Source organism: Variovorax xiamenensis (genome assembly GCF_050916385.1).
In the GTDB taxonomy this organism is placed as follows: Bacteria; Pseudomonadota; Gammaproteobacteria; order Burkholderiales; family Burkholderiaceae_C; genus Variovorax.
Genome location: NZ_CP139038.1, coordinates 3,582,420 through 3,602,752, shown reverse-complemented (window position 1 = coordinate 3,602,752; position 20,333 = coordinate 3,582,420). Strand labels below are relative to the sequence as shown.

The following is a 20,333-nucleotide window of genomic DNA, read 5'->3' as shown; positions in this document are numbered from 1 at the left end:
ATGAACATGAATGGCAGTTCTCCCCAGCCGCTTTCCATCGACGTGCCGCTGTGCCTGTACGTCGACCTGGACAGGTTCGCCAGCCTTCCGTCGGAGCAGGTTCTTTCGGAAGAGGAACGCGTGCGCGCCGCCGCCTTCCACTCGCCGCTGGACCGTCAGCGCTACGTGGCCTCGCACCTCGCGCTGCGGCAGGCGCTGAGCGAGTACACCGGCCTGGAGCATGCCGAGCTGCACCTGTCGAAGGGCTCCTTCGGCAAGCCTTCCCTCACGGGGCATGCGCGCACGCAGTTCTCGCTGAGCCACAGTCAGGGGCTGGCGCTGATCGCCATCGGCGGGCGCGGCCCGCTGGGCGCCGACATCGAGCTGCTGCGCCCGGTGCCGGACGCGGCGGTGCTCGCGGCCGAGCACTTCACGCATCGCGAGCAGGAAGCTCTGGCCGCCCTGCCCGTGCACGAGCGCGACCGGGCCTTTTTGACCTGCTGGACCCGCAAGGAAGCCTGCCTCAAGGCCATCGGCGTGGGCCTGCTGGTGTCGTCGCAAAGCTTCGAGGTGGGGCTGGAGCCGGATTGCCGCAGCGTGGAGCTCGCGGTGGCCGGCCGCATCCTGTGGCTGCTGCTTGCGCCGGCGCCCGAGCGGATGGACTGCGTGGGCTCCATTGCCGAATGGCGCCAGACCGAGGCGCGTGCCGGCCACTCCGGCCACTCGGGGCGTTTGCTGGAGGCGCACGCATGAGCCACATGAAGCCGCTCATGTTCGGGCCGGCCTCGCGGCAGGTCTTCGGCGTGTTCCATCCCGCCGAGGAAGACCGCGCCGGCGCCGACACCGCCGTGCTGCTGTGCCCGCCCTTCGGGCAGGAGGGCCTGCGCACCCATCGCTTCTTCAAGGTGCTGGCCGAGCGGCTCTCGCGCTCGGGCATCGCCACGCTGCGCTTCGACTTCTACGGCTCGGGCGATTCGCCGGGCGAGGAGATCGAGGGCGAGCTCGACGGCTGGCGCCGCGACCTGTGCTCGGCGCACGAAGAGCTGCGTCGGCGCGCGCCCGGCGCCTCCATCGTGTGGATCGGCGCGCGGCTCGGCGCCACGGTGGCCGTGCTGGCGGCGCGCGGCGGACGCTGCGACCCGGTGCGGCTGGTGCTGTGGGAGCCGGTGATCGACGGGCGCAGCTACGCGCGGCTGCTGCGCGAGCAGCACGTGGCCGCCATCGACACCACCTTCTGCATTCCCGACCTGGCGTGGCGCCGCAGCCTCCTGCAGGAGCCCGAGACGATGCCCGAGGAAGCGCTGGGCACCCTGCTCTCGCCCGCGCTGCGCGCGCAGCTTGCGGCGCTGGTGCCCGAATCGCTGCCGCTCACGGCCCTGCACGACACGCTGGTGCTGGCCGAACCCGACGACGAGCGCACCGCCCAGTGGGCGGCCGACCAGCAGTCGCGCCACATGCCGGTGCGCCTCGCGTACTTCAGCCACCAGCTCGACTGGACCTCCGACCCCTATCCCAACAGCGCAATGGTCCCGGCCGATGCGCTCAACCGCCTCCAAGGGGCTCTTCATGAATGACGCGACGACAACGACCATGGCCACGAGCACGCAGGTGCCGCTGCTGTTCGGCCCCGGCGATGCGCTGATGGGCATGCTCACGGTGCCCGCGCGGCCGGCGTCGGGCGGCACTGCCTGCCTCATGTTCAACATGGGCGCGAACCACCGCGTCGGGCCGCGCCGCATCAACGTGAAGCTGGCGCACCAGCTGGCCGCGCGCGGCGTGGGCAGCCTGCGCTTCGACCTGGGCGGCGTCGGCGACAGCGACCCGCTGTCCACCTCGCCCGACCTGCAGATTCGCGCAGTGCACAGCCTGAAGGCCGCCATGGATGCCGCCGAGCGCACCCTGGGCGCGCGGCAGTTCGTGATCGTGGGCATGTGCTCGGGCGTGGAGCACGCCATGTCGGCCGCGCTGGCCGACAGGCGCGTGGTGGCGCTGTCGCTCTTCGACGGCTTCGCATTTCCCGAGCTGCGCGCGCGGCTCGAGCGCAATCTGCGCCGCGCGCTGGCCGCGCCCGCGCATCCGTCCTTCCCGGGCAAGGCCAGGCGCTGGCTGCAGCGCCGCTTCCTGCGCAGCCACTCGACGACGCCCATGCCGGGCTTCTTCGCGGAAAGGCGCGCGCCCGAGGCCAACGCGATCTGGTTCGACGCCGCTTTGCAGCGCCTGGTCGAACGCAATGTCGCGGTGCAGGTGCTGTATTCGGGCTCGCTGCACGTCTGCGACCGTGGCCGCGACCAGCTGGGCGCCTTCGCCCGCAAGCCCTACGCGCAAGGGCTCCAGTACGAGTTCATCGGCGAGGTCGACCACACCGTCTGCACCGAGAAGGGACAGCAGCTGTTCCTGCGCAGCGTGGGTGGCTGGGTCGCCGAGCGCTGCCTGGGCGGCAGCACCGAACGGCGCAGCCAGGACAGCAGCCGCGCGCCGGCCACCGCCGAGCCGGCCATGACCACCTGGGCGGCGCTCTGACAAGGGCTTGCCGCTCATCCATTCATTCATTCGTTCACGCCTTGCACCACCGTCACAACCAGCAGTCAAGGAGATCACCATGCAACGCCACGATCCAGCGACACAACCATGCGGCACGCAACCGCTCGCAGTGCTGGCCCGTACGCAGGCGCAGGCCCGGCTGCGATGGCTCGGCCTGGCGATGCTGGTGTCGATCGGGCTGGTGGCACTCGCGGGCTGCGCGCCGGGCTTCGGCAAGGTGGAGCCGCTTGGCTTCACCCGCACCACGGGCGACAGCACGGCTTCCGCCGACAGCGGAAAGATCATTCCGATCACGCCCGACCTGATCCGCTCGCAGATCGCGCAGCGACCCGCCGCAGTGCCCGACAACGTCAAGCGCCTGTTCACGGCGGCACCGGTCTACACCATCGGGCCGGGCGATGTGGTCGGCATCATCGTGTACGACCACCCCGAGCTGCTGCCGAACGCCGGCGCGGTGATCGCGCAGCAGTCGGACCCGACCGGCGTGACCGTCGCGCCCGGCTTCATCGTCGACACCAAGGGCGAGATCTTCTTCCCGTACATCGGGCGCACCAAGGTGCAGGGCCTGACGGAAAGCGGCGCGTCGGAGCTGATCGCCCAACGGATCAAGGCCTTCATCAAGGACCCGCAGGTGACGGTGCGCATCCAGTCGTTCCGCAGCCAGCGCGCCTACGTGCAGGGAGAGGTGCGCACGCCGGGGCTGCAGATCTTCACCGATGTGCCGATGACGCTGTCGGAGGCCATCAGCCGCGCGGGCAGCTTCACCCAGGCCGGCGACCGCGCGCACGTCACGCTCACGCGCGGCGGCGTGTCGACGGTGATCAACCTGCCGATGCTGCAGGCGCTGGGCGCCGACCCCAACAGCATTCCGCTGCGCAACGGCGACATCGTGAACGTCGGCACCCGCGAGGACAACCGCGTCTACGTGATGGGCGAAGTGCGGGCGCCGTCGGCGCTGCAGATGCGCAACAACGGCCGGCTGAGCCTGAACGAGGCGCTGGGCGACGCGGGCGGCCCCGACCTGGCGACCTCCGACCCGGGCCAGATCTACGTGGTGCGCAACTCGCCCGACAACCTCGACGTGCAGCAGGTCTTCAATCTCAACGCGAAGAACCCGGTGGCGCTCGCGCTGGCCGACCGCTTCGAGCTGCAGCCGCGCGACGTGGTGTACGTCGACCGCGTGCCGCTGGTGAGCTGGAGCCGGGTGTTCAGCCTGATCCTCCCGGCCGCCCAGGTCGTCAACCTCGCCCGCGACACCGCCCGCCGCTAGGCGCCGCAGCCGTCCGGACAGCAAAGCCGAAGCAAAGGTGACCCTCATGAACGCGCACTGGCAAGCGTCGCTTCCCGCCCCCGCGGGCACTCCGGCGACGGTGCTCGAAACCACCGCATGGCCCCGGGAGTCGCGGTTCCACGAATACCTCGACATCCTGATCGACAACCGCTGGCTGATCGCCGGCATCGCGACGCTGGCCCTGCTCGCGGGCGTGGGCTACGCCCTCTTCGGCACCCGCGTGTACGAGGCCAACATCCTGATCCAGGTGGAAGACCCGGACCGCTCGGGCGGCAATTTTCCGGGCGATGCCAACGGCGGCGGCGCGATCAACGTGAAGACGCCGACCGCCGGCGAGACGGAGATCCTGCGCTCGCGCATGGTGCTGGGCCAGGCGATGGAGAACACACGGCTCTACATCGGCGCCAGGCCGCTCTACATCCCGGTGGTGGGCGAGTTCCTGGCACGGCATTCGAGCCGGCTTTCGACGCCGGGCGTGTTCGGGTACGGCAACTACGTCTCGGGCACAGAGGAAATCACCGTCGCGCAGATGGACGTGCCGCCGGCCTTCGAGGGCAAGAAGTTCAAGCTGGTCGCCGGCACCGAGGGCAACTACACGCTGACCAACCCGGGGCTGGAGTCGCCCCTGCACGGCACCGTCGGCACGCCGCTGGACGCCACCGTGCCCGGCGGCAACCTGCACCTGCTGGTGGGCTCCTTCGAGGCCCGCCCCGGCGGCGCCTTCGAGCTTGTGCGCTACTCGAAGCAGCTGACGCTGCTGGGCCTGCAGCGCGACCTGCGCGTGGTCGAGAAAGGCAAGCAGTCGGGCGTGATGGACATCAGTCTGCAGGCCGAGAACCGCAACCAGCTCGCCGGCGTGCTCAACGAGATCGCCGGGCTGTACGTGCGCCAGAACATCGAGCAGAAGACGGTGCAGGCCGAGCGCGCCCTGAGCTTCCTGGGCACGGAGCTGCCCAAGTTCAAGCAGCAGCTGGAGCAGTCCGAGGACGCCTACAACCAGTACCGCAACCAGAACGGCACCATCAGCCTGGACGACGAGGCCCGCAACGCCCTGACGCAGAACGTCGACCTGCAGGCCAAGCTGCTCGACGCCAAGCAGAAGCGCCTGGACCTGGTGGGCCGCTTCACCAACGAGCACCCGATGGTGCAGACGCTGGACGCGCAGATCGCCTCGCTCAAGAAGGAGCTGGGCTCGGTCGACGGGCGCATCCGCCGCATGCCGATGCTGCAGCAGAACACGGTGCGCATGCAGCGCGACATCAAGGTCAACACCGAGCTCTATGCGACGCTGCTCAACAGCTCGCTGCAGATGCGGCTGGCCAAGGAAGGCAAGGTGGCCAACGTGCGCGTGCTCGACCAGGCGCTGGTGGCCGAGAAGCCGGTGCGGCCGAAGTCGCTCATCGTGATCGCGCTGGCGCTGGCGGGCGGCCTCTTCGCCGGCGGCGCCGCGGCGCTGGCGCGCAAGAACCTGAAGCGCTCCATCGAGAGCCCCGACCACATCGAGGCCATCACCGGGCTGAACGTGTACAGCAGCATCCCGCTGAGCCCGCAGCAGCGCCTGCTCGACCGCGCGACGCGCAAGGGCAAGCCCGGCATCAAGGTGCTGGCGGCGCTGCACATGGAAGACCCGGCGCTGGAGGGCCTGCGCCGACTGCGCACCGCGCTCAAGTTCGTGATGATGGGCGCGCCCAACAACCGGATACTGATTTCGAGCGCCACGGCCGGCGCGGGCAAGACCTTCGTGTCGTCCAACTTCGCCACGCTGCTGGCTGTGTCGGGCAAGCGGGTGCTGCTGATCGACGGCGACCTGCGCCGCGGCACCCTGAGCGAGGAGTTCGGCCTGCAGCGCAAGGACGGCCTGGCCGACGCCATCACCGGCGCGGTGTCGCTGGAGCACGCCATCCATCACCACGTGCTGCCCTACCTGGACGTGATGTCCGCCGGCACGCCGCACCCGGACCCGGCCGGCCTGATGACCAGCGACACCTTCGCGCACGCGCTGTCGATGCTTTCGGCGCGCTACGACGTGGTGGTGATCGACGCGCCCCCCACCCTGCTGGCCTCCGAAACCGCCGCCATGGCGCCGAGCATGGGCACCGTGCTGCTGGTGGCACGCGCCGACAACAGCGAGATGGGCGAGCTGCTCGAAAGCAGCAAGCGGCTGGCCCACGTGGGGGCCGCCTTCCACGGCGTGGTGTTCAACGCGGTGGACACCACGCAGCGCCGCAACCGCAGCTACGGCTATGGCTACTACGGCTATGCCCCACCCGCCCCCACGCCCCGCCGCGAGCCTTCGTACGAGCTGGACACGGCCGACACCGTGATGCCCAAGCGCATCGAACCGGAGCACGCCGGATCATGAACACACTGAGATCCACCTCATCCACGGGCCACGGCCCCGGCAACCCGGGACTCGGCACAGCCGCCAACACGGCGCCCTACATGCCGCTGGGCGGCGCGCCCTGGCTGCGCCGCGCCAAGCGCGCGGCCGACATCCTGATGGCCGGTTCCTTCTTCCTCTTCTTCGGCTGGGCCTACCTGCTGATCTGGCTGGGCGTGCTCTACACGTCGGGCGGACCGGCCATATACATGCAGCCGCGCTACGGCAAGGGCGGGCGCGTCTTCAAGTTTTACAAGTTCCGCTCGATGGTGGCCAACGCCGACGCGGTGTTGGCGCGCCACCTGCGCCAGAACGAGGCCGCGCGGCGCGAATGGGCCGTCTACCAGAAGCTGCAGGACGACCCGCGCATCACCCGCTTCGGCGCCTTCCTGCGCAAGTACAGCATCGACGAGTTCCCGCAGTTCTGGAACGTGCTCAAGGGCGACATGAGCATGGTCGGCCCGCGGCCCTGCATGTTCGCGCAGAAGGACCTGTACGGCGACTACTGGGACCACTACTGCGCCGTGCGCCCGGGCATCACGGGCCTGTGGCAGATCAGCGGCCGCAACGAGATCAGCTACCGCCGCCGCGCCGCGATGGACGCGGAATACGTCGCTCACCTGTCGCTGTGGCGGGACTTCGTGATCCTGCTGAAGACCTTCGGCGTGGTCACTGGCGCGCGCGGGTCGCGCTAGCGGCAACGGCCGCGTCCATCGCCAGGCACCGGTTTCGTCCCCTTCCAACTCAACCACTTCACCGAAAGCTCATATGCGAATCTTTGTTGCAGGTCATCGCGGCATGGTGGGTCAAGCGACGGCACGGCGCCTGAGCGAACTGGGCCACGACGTGGTGACGCGAACCCATGCCGAACTCGACCTCCTCGACCAGGCGGCCGTGGCCCGCTTCTTCGCGACGGAGCAGATCGACCAGGTCTACCTGGCCGCGGCCAGGGTCGGCGGCATCCACGCCAACATGACCTATCCGGCCCAGTTCATCTACGAGAACCTGGCCATCGCCACCAACGTGACGCACCAGGCCTTCGTATCGGGCGTGAAGCGGCTGCTGTTCCTCGGCTCCAGCTGCATCTACCCGCGCATGGCCGAGCAGCCGATCCGCGAGGAGTACCTGCTCAACGGCAAGCTCGAGCCGACCAACGAGCCCTACGCCATCGCCAAGATCGCCGGGCTCAAGCTGTGCGAGAGCTACAACCGCCAGTACGGCGCCACGCACGGCATCGACTACCGCAGCGTGATGCCGACCAACCTGTACGGCCCCGGCGACAACTACCACATCGAGAACAGCCACGTGGTGCCGGCGCTGATCCAGCGCTTCCACCTGGCGAAGATCGGCAACTCGCCCAGCGTGCTGATCTGGGGCAGCGGGCGCGCGCGGCGCGAGTTCCTGTATGTCGACGACATGGTCGAAGGCTGCCTCGCGGTGATGAACCTGTCGCGCGCCGAATACGACCGGCAGACCGACGCGATGCGCGGCCACATCAACCTCGGTACCGGCGAGGACGTGTCGATCGCCGAGCTCACCGAGCTGATCCGCGACGTGGTGGGCTACACCGGCACCATCCGCTACGACCTCGCGCAGCCCGACGGCGCGCCCAGGAAGCTGCTGGACGTCTCGCGCGCCAACAGCCTCGGCTGGCACGCGACCGTGCCGCTGGCCGAAGGGCTGCGGCGCACCTACGCCGACTACCAGCGGGCGATCCGGCCGGTCGAGGAAGTCGACCCGGCCTCGACTCCGGCGCACGTCCACGCCTGAGCCGCCGAGCGCTCCATCCACGGCAGGCCCGCCATGCGCCCCCTCACCTTCTGGTCCGGCATCGTCTGCGCCGCGCTGTGCGGCCTGGTCGATCCGGCGTGGGGCTACGCGGCGGTGTTCGTGCTGTCGCTGGTGCAGCTTGCGATGCTGGGGCCTGCGGGCGGCAGCGTGTTCCTGCTGATCCACTACGCGACGATCCTCACCTACTTCTCGATCGCGCCGGCGATGCAGATCTCGCACGACGTGGAGTTCTGGGACGCGGGCGTCATGCGTGCCGAGTCGCACACGCAGGCGCTGATGCTGCTGCTGCTCTACATGGCGGGGGTTGAAGCCGCCCGTCTCGGGGAGCGCGATACGCCCGCCGACGCGATGGCCCGCCGCGACAGCCGGCTGGTCGGCCTGGTCCATGCCCAGCTGCTGTTGCTGGGCTGCGCGGTGTTCGCCTTCGCTGCGCTGCTGGTCAAGCCGGAGCTCAACTTCGTGGCGCGCGGCATCGCGGGCCTGGGCAGCGAAGAGAGCAACATGGCGATCGACTTCATCTTCTATTCCACGCTGCCCAAGCTGATGGTGCTGATGTGCTTCGTGGCGCTGGCCATCCACGCGGCGCGGCATCGCACGCTGTGGTCGTGGGGCGCAGCGGGCCTGGCGTTCGCGCTGGCTGCGCTCGCGGCCAACCCGGTGAACACGGCGCGGCAGATATTGCTGATCGGGCTGCTGCCGCTGCTCATCCATGCGCTGGCGCGCAGCCGGCGCTGGCTGCTGGGCGGGCTGATCTTCGGCTCGATCGCAGGGCTGGGGCCGCTGCTGAACCTGGTTTCGCGCGGCAGCTTCTGGGGCGAGGAGCTGAGGACATTTCCGTTCAGCCAGGACTTCGACGCGATGTTCGTTGTCGCGGGCATCCTGGAGCGCGCGCCCATTCCCGACCTCGGCTGGGGCCGCTACCTGCTGTCGGCCTTCTCGTTCTTCCTGCCGCGCAGCCTGAAGATGTTTCCCGATTTCGACCCGCTGGGCTGGTCGGCCATTCTTGGCAACTTCTCGCAGAGCAATCTTTCGCTGCCGCCTTTCACCACGGCGTACTTCGACTTCGGCATGGCGGGGCCGGCGCTCTTCGGCTTCGCGATCTCGGCCGGGTTCCGGATGGCCGACCGCGCCGTCTCTCCGGACCGCCCGGTGTCGGCCTCGTACCTCTCGGCGCTGGTGCTGCTGGCGGCCTATGTGCCGTTCATGCGCGGCCCGATCCTGGGCTGGGGGCCGTTCGCCGCCTCGGGCCTGATCGCCGCCTTCATCGCGGGCTCGCTGAGCTCCCGCAACCGCCGCGCGATGACGCGCGTGGTGCGGCGGCACCTGCCGAGCGCCTGAAAAGAAGGAACCCATGGCCACCTACCTCTACTACGACACCGTGCGCCTCAACAAGGCGGCCGGTGGCGTGCTCAACGTGTCGGAGGTGCTGCTGCGCCACATGCGGCAGTCTCCCGATGACCGGGTGGTGCCCGTGAGCGAGCGGCATCCGCGCCTCTTCGCGCTGGCGCAGCGGCTGAAGATCAGCCGCTTCGTGCTCGACACGCTGCTCTACAACTTCCACCGGCTGCGCACGCTGCTCACGGGCGAGCAGCTGTTCTCGATGTTTCCCAACTACTACCTGCCGCTGACGCTGCTGGGGCGGCATCGCGACTCGGTCGTCATCGTCCACGACCTGCAATACAAGGCCTATCCGCAGTACTTCGGGCGCGGCAAGCGGCTCTTTCTCGACTGGAACCTGTGGCGCGCGGCGCGCAGCGCGGCGGACGTGGTTTTCATCAGCCGCAGCAGCCAGCGCGACTTCGAGCGCCACTTCGGCCGCTGCGCGCATTCGAGCGTGATCTTCAACCCGGTGGATGCGCCACGCGGCGCGACGGCGCCTGCCGCCGCGACCGGCGAGCGCTACCTGATCGCCGCCTATCACTACTACCCGCACAAGAACTTCGCCGGCATCCTCGCGCTCTTCGAGCGAATGAAGGCCGCCGGGCTGGTCGACTTCCTGGACATCACCGGCAACGGCGCCGCCGAAGTCGGACGCATGGTGTCCGCGCTGGCACCCGAGGTGCGCGACTGCGTGCGCCACCGCGGGCTGGTGCCGCGCGACGAGCTGCTGCGGCTTTACCAGAGCGCCACCGCGTTCATCTCGCTGTCCACCTTCGAGGGCTTCAACCTCTCGGCGGCCGAGGCGGCGACGCTGGGCGTGCCGCTGCTGCTGTCGGACATTCCGGTGCACCGCGAGCTGTTCTCGGACTACGCCTTCTTCGTGGGCAGCGACGGCGACGAGCCGGAGCAGCTCGCGCAATACCTGGCGCACCACGAACACGTGCGCCCGGCGTGGGTTCATGCCGGCACCTGCGCGCCCGCCAACGTCGCGCGGCGCTATCTCAGCGTCAAGCGCGGTGCGCCATCGCTCGCGAGGGCCTTGCCATGACGAGGTTGCCTGTCTCCGTCGTACGCCTGTTCGCGAAGCTGTTGTTGCTGGCGGCGGCATGGCCGCTGGCAAGCCACGCCCAGCCCGCTGCCGCTGCCGCGCCGATGCCGGGCTTCGGCGTGATGGTGCATTACCTGCCCGACAAGCAATCCATCGGCGAGATCAGGCGCTTCGACGTCGAAGCCTTCGCGAACGCGCTCGCGGACATGCGCGCCTCGCACCTGATCCTGACGCTGGGGCAGAACAGCGGCCAGTACATCGCGCCCAACGCCGCGCTCGAAGTGCTGTGCCCCGCCAGCGCCGCCAACCGCCCGCCGCGCGATCTTCCGCTGGAAATCGGTCGGGCGCTGCGAGCCCGGGGCATCGCGCTGATCCTGTACCTGCCGTTTCGCGCGCCGCAGTCCGACCGCGCGCTGATGCAATGCCTGGGCGACGTGTCCGAGCAGGAGCCACCGCCCGCGCGCTTCATCGCGGCGTGGTCCAGCGTGATCCGCGACTGGTCGGAGCGATACGGTGCGCTCGCAAGCGGCTGGTGGTTCGACGGCACCTACAACACCAAGGGCATCACGCCTGCCGGATGGGAAATGTTCTGCAGCGCTACGCGCGCCGGCGCGGCCAACCGCTGGCTGGCCTTCAACGCAGGCGAAGGCGCGGAGCGCTTCAGCGCCAAGTCGGCTCCCTGCCAGAACCTGATGGCCGGCGAATACATGCAGCCGCCGGCGCACCTGGCAGGCCCGCCTTCGGAGCTGGTGCTCCATGTGCTGACGCCGCTGACCGCCTCGTGGGGCCGCGAGGCGCCAGCGCGGTTCACTGCCTCGCAGCTTCGTAGCTGGATCGCCGAAGCCGCCGCCGCTCGCGGCCTCTTCACGCTGGACATGCCCATCGACGCGGCAGGCCGTTTCGTTCCCGCACACGTGGCGCTCATCAAGAGCGTCACCGCCACGGCCAGGCCCTGAATCCAACCATCGCTGTCACACCTCATCAACCCTCACTCAACCACCATGAACCCGCCCCTGCCATTCATCGTCGTGGAAGACCGACAGAACAAGACCCTCGCGCTGTGCCGCGAATCGGCGGCGCTGGCCGGCGAGCCGCTCCTCGTGCTCTCGGACACCGACGCGGGCCCGGCCTACGAGCGCTTCTGCCGGTCCTACGTGCACCTGTCGAGCAACCCGCCGGAGTTCGAGAAGATCTGCTTCCGGCGCTACTTTCTTCTTGCGCGTTTTCTGGAATCAAACCCCGACGTGCGCGACTTCGTGCTGGTCGACAGCGACGTGCTTCTCTTCCAGGGCGCCGGGGAGCACATCCGGCGGCTCGCGGGAAAGGCCGATTTCTCGGGCTCCAGCATGCAGTCCGCCGACGGCTGGAACCCCTGCCAGATCTCGCCGCACGTGAGCTACTGGACATCGAACGGCCTGCGCCGCTTCGTGGCCTGGGTGCTCGACACCTACGCCACGCCCTCGGGCCGCAGGAAGCTGCGCGAGATCTCGGCGCGCTTCGCCGCGCGGGGCGTGCGCGGCGGCGTGTCGGACATGACGCTGCTCTACCTCTGGGCGCACGCCACGGGCAACGACGAGCCCATCAACCGGGTGCTCGAAGGCACGGTGGTCGACCACAACATCAACGGCATGCACAACCTCCATCGCGGAGAGTTCAAGGTGCTCGGCGGCGCCAAGCGCGTCGCCTACCGCGACGGCAAGGCCTGGCTGACGAGCGCCTCGGGCGAGCTCACGCGCGTGGTGGCGCTGCATTTCCAGGGCAGCGCCAAGATGGCCATGCCCTACGCGCTGCGCGGCCACATGCTGACCATGGCGGCCGTGACCTACGCGCTGCAGATGGCCCGCCGGGCCCGGAACAACGCGTTCCGCGTCGGCGCCTTCGCGCGCCGGCTCTTCGACACCCGCCGGGTGGACCGCGTGCCGGCGGGCAAATGAGCCTGGAGCGAGCCGACGCCATGAAGCACTTCAGCCTGCCACTCCCGCTGCCCGGTGCGCGCATGGCATGGCTGTCGGGGCTGGGCGCGCTCGCTTCGCGGCTGTATGTGTACCTGTCGGGCTTCCTCGCCATCTTCCTGATGGCGGCGAGCATTCCGCCGGCGCGCTTCGGCGAGTACTCGATCTACCAGTCGGTGATGGAAGTGGCTCTGGTGGTCGCCACCCTGGGCAGCTCGCTGCTGTTCTCGCGCAATGCGGCCTCGATGCCGCCGGGCGTGACGCGCGGCGACGTTGTGCGCACGCTGGCCATCGGCCTGCCGCTGGCGACGGTGCTCGCAACGGTGATCCTCACGGTGCAGCGCCTGCCGGTGGGCGATGCGCCTTTCGCCATCCTGGTGGTCACGCTGGCGGTGTTCGCGTTCAACAGCCTGCGTCTTTCGTTCAGCCGGGGGCTGGGCCATGCGGGGCTGCTCAACCTGGAAGCCGGCATCCGCTCGACCGTCCTGGTCGGGGTCGTGAGCCTGTGCGTGGCGGTGCATTTCGACCTGGGCGTGGCGCACCTGCTGCTCATCAACCTGATCGCCGTCGTGGTGGTGTGCCTGGCCGTGGGCCTGCCGGCCAATGGAGCGGCACCGCCGGCCGGACGCGCCGCGCTTCCGATGGCGTCGCAGGCCGGGGCGACGGTGTATTCGCTGCTCATGTTCCTGCTGCGCAAGTCGGACCTGCTCATCGTGGCCTACTTCATGCCGCTGAGCTACGTGGGCGCCTTCAAGCTCGCCTTCCTGCTGGCCGAGGCGCCCTCGCAGTTCGTGCAGGCCTTCCTGGTGACCAAGACGCCCGCGATGCTGGAAACCGAGGCCGGCAACTTCACCGCGGCGAAGCTGCGGCTCGCGAGGCATTCCTTCCTGCTGGGCTGCGGCCTCTTCGTCGGGCTGGCCGCGCTCATCTCGGTGGCGGCTCCGCTGCTCAAGCTGGGCAACGAGGCGCGCTCCATCTTCCTGTGCATCGCGCCCTATTTCCTGTTGCGCACCTACACGATCCACCACGAGATGGTGCTGTCGCTGAAGACGTCGATGAGTTCGCTCGGCAAGTGGGCGCTGCTCGAAGTCGCGCTGCGGCTGGCCTCCTACGCGGCGGTGGCGGCGCTCTTTCCGGGCAAGCCGCACTACGTCTTCTTCATCGCCTGCGTAACCGACTTCGTGCTGTGCGAGACGCGCATGCGCCTGCACTTCGGCTTCTTCCCCATCGTGCGCCTGCTGGCGCGGAGGCGGGCATCGTGAAGATCCTCGTCTACTCGATGAACTTCGCGCCCGAGCTGGCCGGCATCGGCAAGTACTCGGGCGAGATGGCCGAGTGGCTGCAGGCGCGCGGGCACGAGGTGCGGGTGATCGCGTCGCCGCCCTTCTTTCCGCAGTGGTCGGTGTTCCAGGGGTATTCGGCGTGGGCCTACCGCAAGGCCGTGTGGAACGGCGTGACGGTCTGGCGGGCGCCCACCTGGGTGCCATCGCAGCCGCGCGCGCTCGGGCGCATCGGGCATCTGCTTTCGTTCACGCTGTCGAGCATTCCGCTGCTCCTGGCGCAGCTGTTCTGGCGGCCCGACGTGGTGTTCGTGGTGGAGCCGCCCGTGTCCTGCGCGCCGGCCGCGCTGTGCCTTGCCAAGCTGCTGCGCGTGAGGTCGTGGCTGCACATCCAGGACTACGAGGTGGACGCCGCCTTCGGCCTGGGCTGGCTGCGCGGCGAGCGGGTGCGGCGCTTCGCGCTGGCCGCCGAGCGCTGGCTGATGCGCAGGTTCGACCGGGTGTCGACCATCTCCACCGCGATGCGCGCCAAGGCACTCGAAAAAGGCGTGGACGAATCGCGGCTGGTGCTGTTTCCGAACTGGGTGGATGTGGAAGCCATCCGGCCGGTCGCGCGCCCGTCGCTGGCCAGCGGCGCATCCGTGCAGGGCTACCGGGCGGAGCTGGGCATTCCGGCCGATGCGGTGGTGGTGCTCTATGCCGGCAGCCTCGGCAGCAAGCAGGGCATCGAGCTGCTGGCCGAGGCGGCGCGGCTGCTCGTGTGCTCGCACGACATCCACTTCGTGTTCTGCGGCAACGGCCCGAGCCGCGCCTCGCTGATGAACGCCTGCGTACGGCTGGGCAACGTGCACTTTCTCGACCTGCAGCCCGCCGAGCGCTTCAACGAGCTGCTGGGCATGGCGGACATCCACGTGCTGCCCCAGCGCGCCGATGCCGCCGACCTGGTCATGCCCTCGAAGCTGGGCGGCATGCTGGCAAGCGGACGCGCGGTGATCGTGACCGCGCATACCGGCACGGCGCTCAGCGAAGCCGTGTGGGGCCGTGGCGTGGTGGTCGAGCCCGGCGACGCCGCCGCGCTGGCCGATGCCATCGAGCAGCTCTCGATGTCGCCCGCGACGCGCGAGCTGATGGGTTCGATCGGCCGCCGCTTCGCCGAAGCCGAGCTGGACCGCAACGTGATCCTGCAGCGCCTCGAAGAGGAACTGCAGCGCTGCGTGGCCGCCTGACGAGCCGCCCGCCACCAGGAACACCACCATGCCCGCACCCAGGATCCTCGTGACAGGCGGCGCAGGCTTCATCGGCAGCCACACCTGCGTGGCGCTGATCGCGGCGGGATACCAGCCGGTGGTGCTCGACACGCTGGTCAACAGCGATGCGCGCTCGCTGAAGCGGGTGGCGTGCATCACCGGCATCGAGCCCGCGCTGGTGCGCGCGGACGTGCGCGACGCGGCGGCGCTCGACCGCGTGTTCGCGACGCACGACATCCGGGCGGTGGTGCACCTGGCGGGGCTGAAGGCGGTCGGCGAATCGGTGGCCGATCCGCTGGGCTACTACGACGTCAACCTGGCAGGCAGCCTGGCGCTGGCGCAGGCCATGGGCCGCGCGGGGGTGCGCACGCTGGTGTTCTCCTCGTCGGCCACGGTGTACGGCGACTCGCAGCCCTCGCCCATTGCCGAGAGCGCGCCGCACGGCGCCGTCAACCCGTATGGCCGGACCAAGTCGATGGTGGAGAGCATGCTGGCCGACCTTTCGCGCTCCGATGCGCGCTGGGGCATCGCCTGCCTGCGCTACTTCAACCCGGTGGGCGCGCACGAGAGCGGACTTCTCGGCGAACTGCCGAATGGGCCACCCAACAACCTGATGCCCTACATCACGCAGGTCGCGGCCGGCGAGCGCGACTGCCTGGTCGTGCACGGTGCCGACTACGACACCGCCGACGGCACCGGCGTGCGCGACTACGTGCACGTGATGGACGTGGCCGAGGGCCACGTGGCGGCGCTGCGCCATGCGGCGCGCAAGCCGGGCATCCTGATGACCAACCTCGGTACCGGCCACGGCGCCTCGGTGCTGGAAGTGGTCTCGGCCTTCGAGCGCGCGAGCGGCCGGCGCATCGCGCTGCGCATCGGGCCGCGCCGCCCCGGGGATGCGCCGGCCTACTGGGCCGACGCGCGCGGCGCTTGGCGCACCCTCGGCTGGCGCGCGCGCCGCGATCTCGACCAGATGTGCGCAGACAGCTGGCGCTGGCAGTCCGCGAACCCGCACGGCTTCGACGACCCGGCGCCCGCCCTCGGCCCGGGCGCCGCGCTCTTCCAGAACAACAACACAGGCACCAACATCAACTCCAACCTGGGGCACACCCATGTCTGAAAACGCTTCATCCTCCATCGGTGAGCAGGGCGCCGGCCAGTCGGGGTATCCGCCGGCCATCTGCGCACCCGCCACGCCACTGTGGCCCGGCTTCCTGACCGGGCAGGAAGACGCGCCCGTGCGCGTGCTGCTCGTGGACGACGACGAATTCATGCGCCGCGTGATCGCCCAGGAGCTGCTCTCGGACCTGCGCATACAGCTCGAAGGCCAGGCCGGCAGCCTGCGCGACGGCCGGCGGCTGCTGGCCACGCACGACTTCGACGTGCTGATGGTCGATCTGCGGCTGGGCGACGGCACCGGCTTCGACCTGATCCAGGAAACGCGCGAGCACCACCGCTCCGTGGAGATCATCGTGATCACCGCGCTGGAGGACGAGGCGCACGTGCTGCACGCCTTCGAGCTGGGCGCCACCGGCTACCTGCTGAAGGACGCGTGGCTGCAGAGCTTCGCGCAGGCGGTGCTGCAGGTGGTCAACGGCGGCGCGGCCATCACGCCCCGGCTGGCGCGCAGGCTTCTCTCACGGCTGAGCCATCGGCCCGTGGGCTCGCTGCCTCCGGTTGCCGAGCCCCTGCCGCGCGAGACGACCCTGACGGCGCGCGAGTGCGAAATCCTGCGCTTTGTGGCGCGCGGCCATGTCACCGAGGAAATCGGCACCAGGCTGGGCATCTCGGGGCAGACCGTCAACGCCCACATCAAGAACATCTACAAGAAGTTGCACGTGCATTCGCGCGCGCAGGCCGTGAGCTACGCGGCCTATTCCGGGCTGATCTGAACCGAACCGAAGCAGGACGGCCAACCGTCAACCGACACAAACCCAACGCTGGCGATCGATCATGAACACCGCTCTCCCCATCCATCCCGTGGTCCTGTGCGGCGGCAGCGGCACGCGACTGTGGCCGCTGTCGCGCAAGGCCCTGCCAAAGCAGTTCGCGCCGCTGGTCGGCGGAAAGAGCCTGCTGCAGCTCACGCTGGAGCGCCTTGCGCTGCTGAATGCGGACATCACCTGCATCGCCTCGGAAGACCACCGCTTCCTGGTGAAGGAAACGGTGGAGAACGCCGGCGCCACGGGCCGGCAGATTCTGGAGCCGGTGGCGCGCAACACCGCGGCCGCGATGGCATCGGCCGCGCTGATGGCCGAGCCGGACGACCTGCTGCTGTTCGCGCCCTCGGACCACCACATTCCCGACGCCGTCCTCTTCGCCCGCACCGTGCATGCCGGCATCGACGCAGCGTTGGCCGGCAGGATCGTCACCTTCGGCGTGGTGCCGAGCTTTCCGAGCACGGCCTACGGCTACATCGAGGCCGCTGAACCCCTGGCCGACGGACACAGCCAGGCCGTGGCGCGCTTCGTCGAGAAGCCGACGGCGGCGGTGGCCGAGATGCTGATCCTGCACGGCGGCTACAGCTGGAACGCCGGCATCTTCCTCGTGCAGGCACGCACGCTGATCGCCGCGCTGCGCGAGCACGCGGGCGACATCCTCCAATCCTGCGAAGAGGCTACCGCCCAGGCAACCCGCGACGGCAGCTTCGTGCGGCTGGACCGCGCGGCCTTCGAACAATGCCGCGCCGACAGCATCGACTACGCCGTGCTCGAGAAACATCGGCAGATCGCGGTCGTGAAGTTCGAAGGACTTTGGAGCGACGTCGGCAGCTGGAACGCGGTCGCGAGCCTGCATCCGGCGGACGACGCCGGCAACCGTCTCAGTGGCAAGGCCAGCGCGCTCAACTCGCGCAACACCTTCGTGCATGCGCCGCACCGGCCGGTGGTGGCACTGGGCACGCAGGACCTGATCATCGTGGACACGCCCGATGCCGTGCTGGTGGCTGGCGCGGGCTGCGCCGAACAGGTTGCGGACGTTGTGCGCAAGCTCTCGCTGGAGGGTTGCGCCGAGGCTACCGAGCATCGCCGCGTGGTGCGGCCGTGGGGGGCCTACGACAGCATCGACCTGGGCGAACGCTTCCAGGTCAAGCGCCTGACGGTCAAGCCCGGCGCGCGTCTGTCGCTGCAGATGCATCACCATCGTGCCGAGCACTGGGTGGTGGTGAAGGGAACGGCGCTGGCTACCTGCGATGGCGAGGTCAGGCTGGTGCACGAGAACGAGTCGATCTACCTGCCCTCGGGCGCTATCCACCGGCTGGAGAACCCCGGCAAGACGGTGCTCGAGGTGATCGAGGTGCAGACCGGCGGCTACCTGGGCGAGGACGACATCGTGCGCTTCGACGACACCTACGGGCGCTGCGCGCCTGCACCGGCGGCTACGCAGGACCTCATCGCGGCAGATACGGCGTGATGTTCTTCATCGCGTTGGCCACGTAGGCTTCCTTCTCGCCCACCGGCGCGACGTAGTGCAGCGCGTCCGCCGCGGCCTCCACGCCTTCGGTGCGGGCGATGATCCAGCCGGCCAGGTACGGCGAGGCGAAGCAGCCGCCCGCGGTGGCGACGTTGCCGCGCGCGAAGAAGGGCTGGTTCAGCACCTCCACGCCGGCCTCCTGCACCCAGGGCCTGGTCGTCAGGTCGGTGCAGGCCGGCACGCCCTCGACGAGGCCGAGCCTGGCCAGCACCAGGGTGCCGGAGCATTGCGCCGCGATCAGCTGGCGGGCCGGATCGAGCGACAGCCGCCCCATCAGCTCCGGGCTGGCCACCACCTCCCGCGTCTGCACCCCGCTGCCGACGACCACGGCATCGGCGGAGCGAGCCTCTTCCAGCAGCGATTGCGCCCGGATGGTGACGCCGTTCATCGACGTGACCTCCGGCGTGGGGCAGCAGATGCTCACGCGCCAGCCGGGCTTCTTGATACGGTTGAGAACGCCGAGCGCAATGAGCGAGTCGAGTTCATTGAAGCCTTCGAAGGTGAGGATGGCGATGTGCATGGCGTCGTGATCGTTGTCGTGGGCGGATGGGACGAGGCCATCGTAGGAGCGCCGATCAATACAATCAAAAAATTGTCATGCATACATCGGATGAACGATGGCCGAAGCCCGCTACAAGCAACTGGTGGACGAACTCGCAGCCCAAATCCGCGAAGGCCGCCTGAAGCCCGGCACCCGCCTGCCCACGCACCGCAAGCTCGCCGAGCGCCACGGGCTGGCGCTGGTCACCGCATCGCGCGTCTACGCCGAACTGGAGGCCATGGGCCTCGTCAGCGGCGAAGTCGGCCGCGGCACCTTCGTGCGCGAGGCCTCGCTGCGCATGGGCCCCGGGGCCGAGCAACGTGCCCTGCCGGCGGATCTGGTCGACCTGAACTTCAACTACCCCGCGCTGCCCGGACAGGCCGAGTTGCTGCGCGGCGCGCTGCGGCAACTCGCGGCCGGCGGCGAGCTCGATGCGATGCTGCGCTACGCACCGCACGGCGGGCGAATGCACGAGCGCGCATGCTTCGCGCGGCACCTCGCGTCACGGAGGCTGAAAGTGGAGCCGTCGAATGTGCTGATCGTCGACGGCGCGCAGCACGGACTGGCGGTGACTGCCATGGCGCTGCTGCAGCCCGGCGACGTGGTCGCTGTCGATGCCCTCACCTACCCCGGGTTCAAGGTGCTGGCCGAGGCGCACAGGCTGGAGCTCGCTCCACTGCCCGCCGCCGGCCAAGGGCCCGACCTCGATGCGCTGGAGCGCCTATGTGCGCGCCGCCGCGTGCGGGCCATCTACGCCATGCCGACCATGCACAACCCGCTCGGCTGGGTGACGGGCATGAGTCGCCGAAAGCGCCTGGCAGCCATTGCCCGACGGCACGGTCTCCTCATCATCGAGGACGCTGCCTATGCGTTTCTCGCCGACGACCCGCCGCCGCCTCTCGCCACGCTGGCGCCCGAGACGACGGTGTACGTCTCGGGTCTCTCGAAAAACGTCGCGACCGGGCTGCGTGTCGGCTTCGTCGCCGCGCCTGATGCATGGGTGCCAAAGCTGGAGCGTGCGATCCGGGCCACGACCTGGTGTACGCCGGGCGTGACCACCGCCATTGCCTGCGCGTGGCTGGAAGACGGGACGGTCGAGCGCCTCGAATCCGAGAAGCGGAAGGATGCGGCGGCACGGCAGGCCATCGTCGGCGAAGTGCTCGCCGGCATGCGATGCGTGCGCCATCCGTCGTCCTACTTCGTCTGGCTGCCGCTGCCGGAGGAGACCCGCGCCGATCTGGTCGCGGCGGCGCTGATGCGCGAAGGGATTTCGGTGTCTACGGCCGAGCCTTTTGCTACATCGAAGCATGTGCCGCATGCGTTGCGGCTGGCGCTGGGCTCTGTCGGATTGGAAGGTTTGCGCAGCGCCTTGCGCACGGTACGGCGGGTGGTCGAGGAGCAGTCTTTCTGAGAGCCTCCATGGAGGCTCCCA

At 69.3% G+C, this 20,333-nt stretch carries 18 protein-coding genes; 17 read left to right on the top strand and 1 reads right to left on the bottom strand.

The window, feature by feature from the left end; genetic code table 11:
- Window positions 1-6: 6 nt before the first annotated feature.
- The 16 genes from SFB74_RS16480 (at window position 7) to SFB74_RS16405 (ending at window position 18,300) form a co-directional block, all read left to right on the top strand.
- Window positions 7-732 (top strand): 4'-phosphopantetheinyl transferase family protein, encoded by a 726-nt coding sequence (locus SFB74_RS16480; protein ID WP_432725245.1) that lies wholly within the window; start codon window positions 7-9, stop codon window positions 730-732.
- Window positions 729-1,553 carry a serine aminopeptidase domain-containing protein gene (locus SFB74_RS16475; protein ID WP_432725244.1) on the top strand — a complete coding sequence of 275 codons (825 nt, stop codon included), beginning with the start codon at window positions 729-731 and terminating at the stop codon, window positions 1,551-1,553. Before SFB74_RS16480 ends, SFB74_RS16475 begins: the two co-directional genes overlap by 4 nt.
- A gap of 16 nt (window positions 1,554-1,569) precedes the next feature.
- On the top strand, window positions 1,570-2,499 hold the full coding sequence (locus tag SFB74_RS16470; RefSeq protein ID WP_432731855.1) for an alpha/beta fold hydrolase: 930 nt from the start codon (window positions 1,570-1,572) through the stop codon (window positions 2,497-2,499).
- A 79-nt stretch (window positions 2,500-2,578) separates the two neighbouring features.
- Window positions 2,579-3,790 carry a polysaccharide biosynthesis/export family protein gene (locus SFB74_RS16465; RefSeq protein WP_432731854.1) on the top strand — a complete coding sequence of 404 codons (1,212 nt, stop codon included), beginning with the start codon at window positions 2,579-2,581 and terminating at the stop codon, window positions 3,788-3,790.
- A 46-nt stretch (window positions 3,791-3,836) separates the two neighbouring features.
- The gene (locus SFB74_RS16460) at window positions 3,837-6,173 is read left to right on the top strand and encodes a polysaccharide biosynthesis tyrosine autokinase (RefSeq protein WP_432731853.1); all 2,337 of its coding nucleotides are present in this window, start codon (window positions 3,837-3,839) and stop codon (window positions 6,171-6,173) included.
- Window positions 6,170-6,886 carry a sugar transferase gene (locus tag SFB74_RS16455; protein ID WP_432731852.1) on the top strand — a complete coding sequence of 239 codons (717 nt, stop codon included), beginning with the start codon at window positions 6,170-6,172 and terminating at the stop codon, window positions 6,884-6,886. The genes SFB74_RS16460 and SFB74_RS16455 overlap by 4 nt, the downstream gene beginning before the upstream one ends.
- Window positions 6,887-6,989: 103 nt before the next feature.
- Window positions 6,990-7,961 carry a GDP-L-fucose synthase family protein gene (locus SFB74_RS16450; RefSeq protein ID WP_432731851.1) on the top strand — a complete coding sequence of 324 codons (972 nt, stop codon included), beginning with the start codon at window positions 6,990-6,992 and terminating at the stop codon, window positions 7,959-7,961.
- 33 nt (window positions 7,962-7,994) lie between these two features.
- Window positions 7,995-9,320 (top strand): hypothetical protein, encoded by a 1,326-nt coding sequence (locus tag SFB74_RS16445; RefSeq protein WP_432731850.1) that lies wholly within the window; start codon window positions 7,995-7,997, stop codon window positions 9,318-9,320.
- A gap of 13 nt (window positions 9,321-9,333) precedes the next feature.
- Complete coding sequence (locus tag SFB74_RS16440) at window positions 9,334-10,410, top strand: glycosyltransferase (protein ID WP_432731849.1); 1,077 nt, start codon at window positions 9,334-9,336, stop codon at window positions 10,408-10,410.
- The gene (locus SFB74_RS16435; protein ID WP_432731848.1) at window positions 10,407-11,366 is read left to right on the top strand and encodes a hypothetical protein; all 960 of its coding nucleotides are present in this window, start codon (window positions 10,407-10,409) and stop codon (window positions 11,364-11,366) included. The genes SFB74_RS16440 and SFB74_RS16435 overlap by 4 nt, the downstream gene beginning before the upstream one ends.
- Before the next feature lie 45 nt (window positions 11,367-11,411).
- Complete coding sequence (locus tag SFB74_RS16430; RefSeq protein WP_432731846.1) at window positions 11,412-12,344, top strand: hypothetical protein; 933 nt, start codon at window positions 11,412-11,414, stop codon at window positions 12,342-12,344.
- Between the two features lie 20 nt (window positions 12,345-12,364).
- Complete coding sequence (locus SFB74_RS16425) at window positions 12,365-13,624, top strand: polysaccharide biosynthesis protein (RefSeq protein ID WP_432731845.1); 1,260 nt, start codon at window positions 12,365-12,367, stop codon at window positions 13,622-13,624.
- Window positions 13,621-14,868 (top strand): glycosyltransferase WbuB, encoded by a 1,248-nt coding sequence (locus SFB74_RS16420; RefSeq protein ID WP_432731844.1) that lies wholly within the window; start codon window positions 13,621-13,623, stop codon window positions 14,866-14,868. The genes SFB74_RS16425 and SFB74_RS16420 overlap by 4 nt, the downstream gene beginning before the upstream one ends.
- 28 nt (window positions 14,869-14,896) lie before the next feature.
- Complete coding sequence (gene galE, locus SFB74_RS16415; protein WP_432731842.1) at window positions 14,897-16,009, top strand: UDP-glucose 4-epimerase GalE; 1,113 nt, start codon at window positions 14,897-14,899, stop codon at window positions 16,007-16,009.
- On the top strand, window positions 16,002-16,781 hold the full coding sequence (locus SFB74_RS16410) for a LuxR C-terminal-related transcriptional regulator (RefSeq protein WP_432731841.1): 780 nt from the start codon (window positions 16,002-16,004) through the stop codon (window positions 16,779-16,781). Before galE ends, SFB74_RS16410 begins: the two co-directional genes overlap by 8 nt.
- Before the next feature lie 61 nt (window positions 16,782-16,842).
- Window positions 16,843-18,300 carry a mannose-1-phosphate guanylyltransferase/mannose-6-phosphate isomerase gene (locus tag SFB74_RS16405; RefSeq protein ID WP_432731840.1) on the top strand — a complete coding sequence of 486 codons (1,458 nt, stop codon included), beginning with the start codon at window positions 16,843-16,845 and terminating at the stop codon, window positions 18,298-18,300.
- Here SFB74_RS16405 and SFB74_RS16400 read toward each other — a convergent pair.
- Window positions 18,278-18,880 (bottom strand): DJ-1/PfpI family protein, encoded by a 603-nt coding sequence (locus SFB74_RS16400; RefSeq protein ID WP_432731839.1) that lies wholly within the window; start codon window positions 18,878-18,880, stop codon window positions 18,278-18,280. The two genes, SFB74_RS16405 and SFB74_RS16400, sit on opposite strands and share 23 nt — an antisense overlap.
- Before the next feature lie 97 nt (window positions 18,881-18,977).
- Between SFB74_RS16400 and SFB74_RS16395 the strand changes: the two genes are divergently transcribed.
- Window positions 18,978-20,312 carry a PLP-dependent aminotransferase family protein gene (locus SFB74_RS16395; RefSeq protein WP_432731838.1) on the top strand — a complete coding sequence of 445 codons (1,335 nt, stop codon included), beginning with the start codon at window positions 18,978-18,980 and terminating at the stop codon, window positions 20,310-20,312.
- Window positions 20,313-20,333 lie beyond the last annotated feature (21 nt).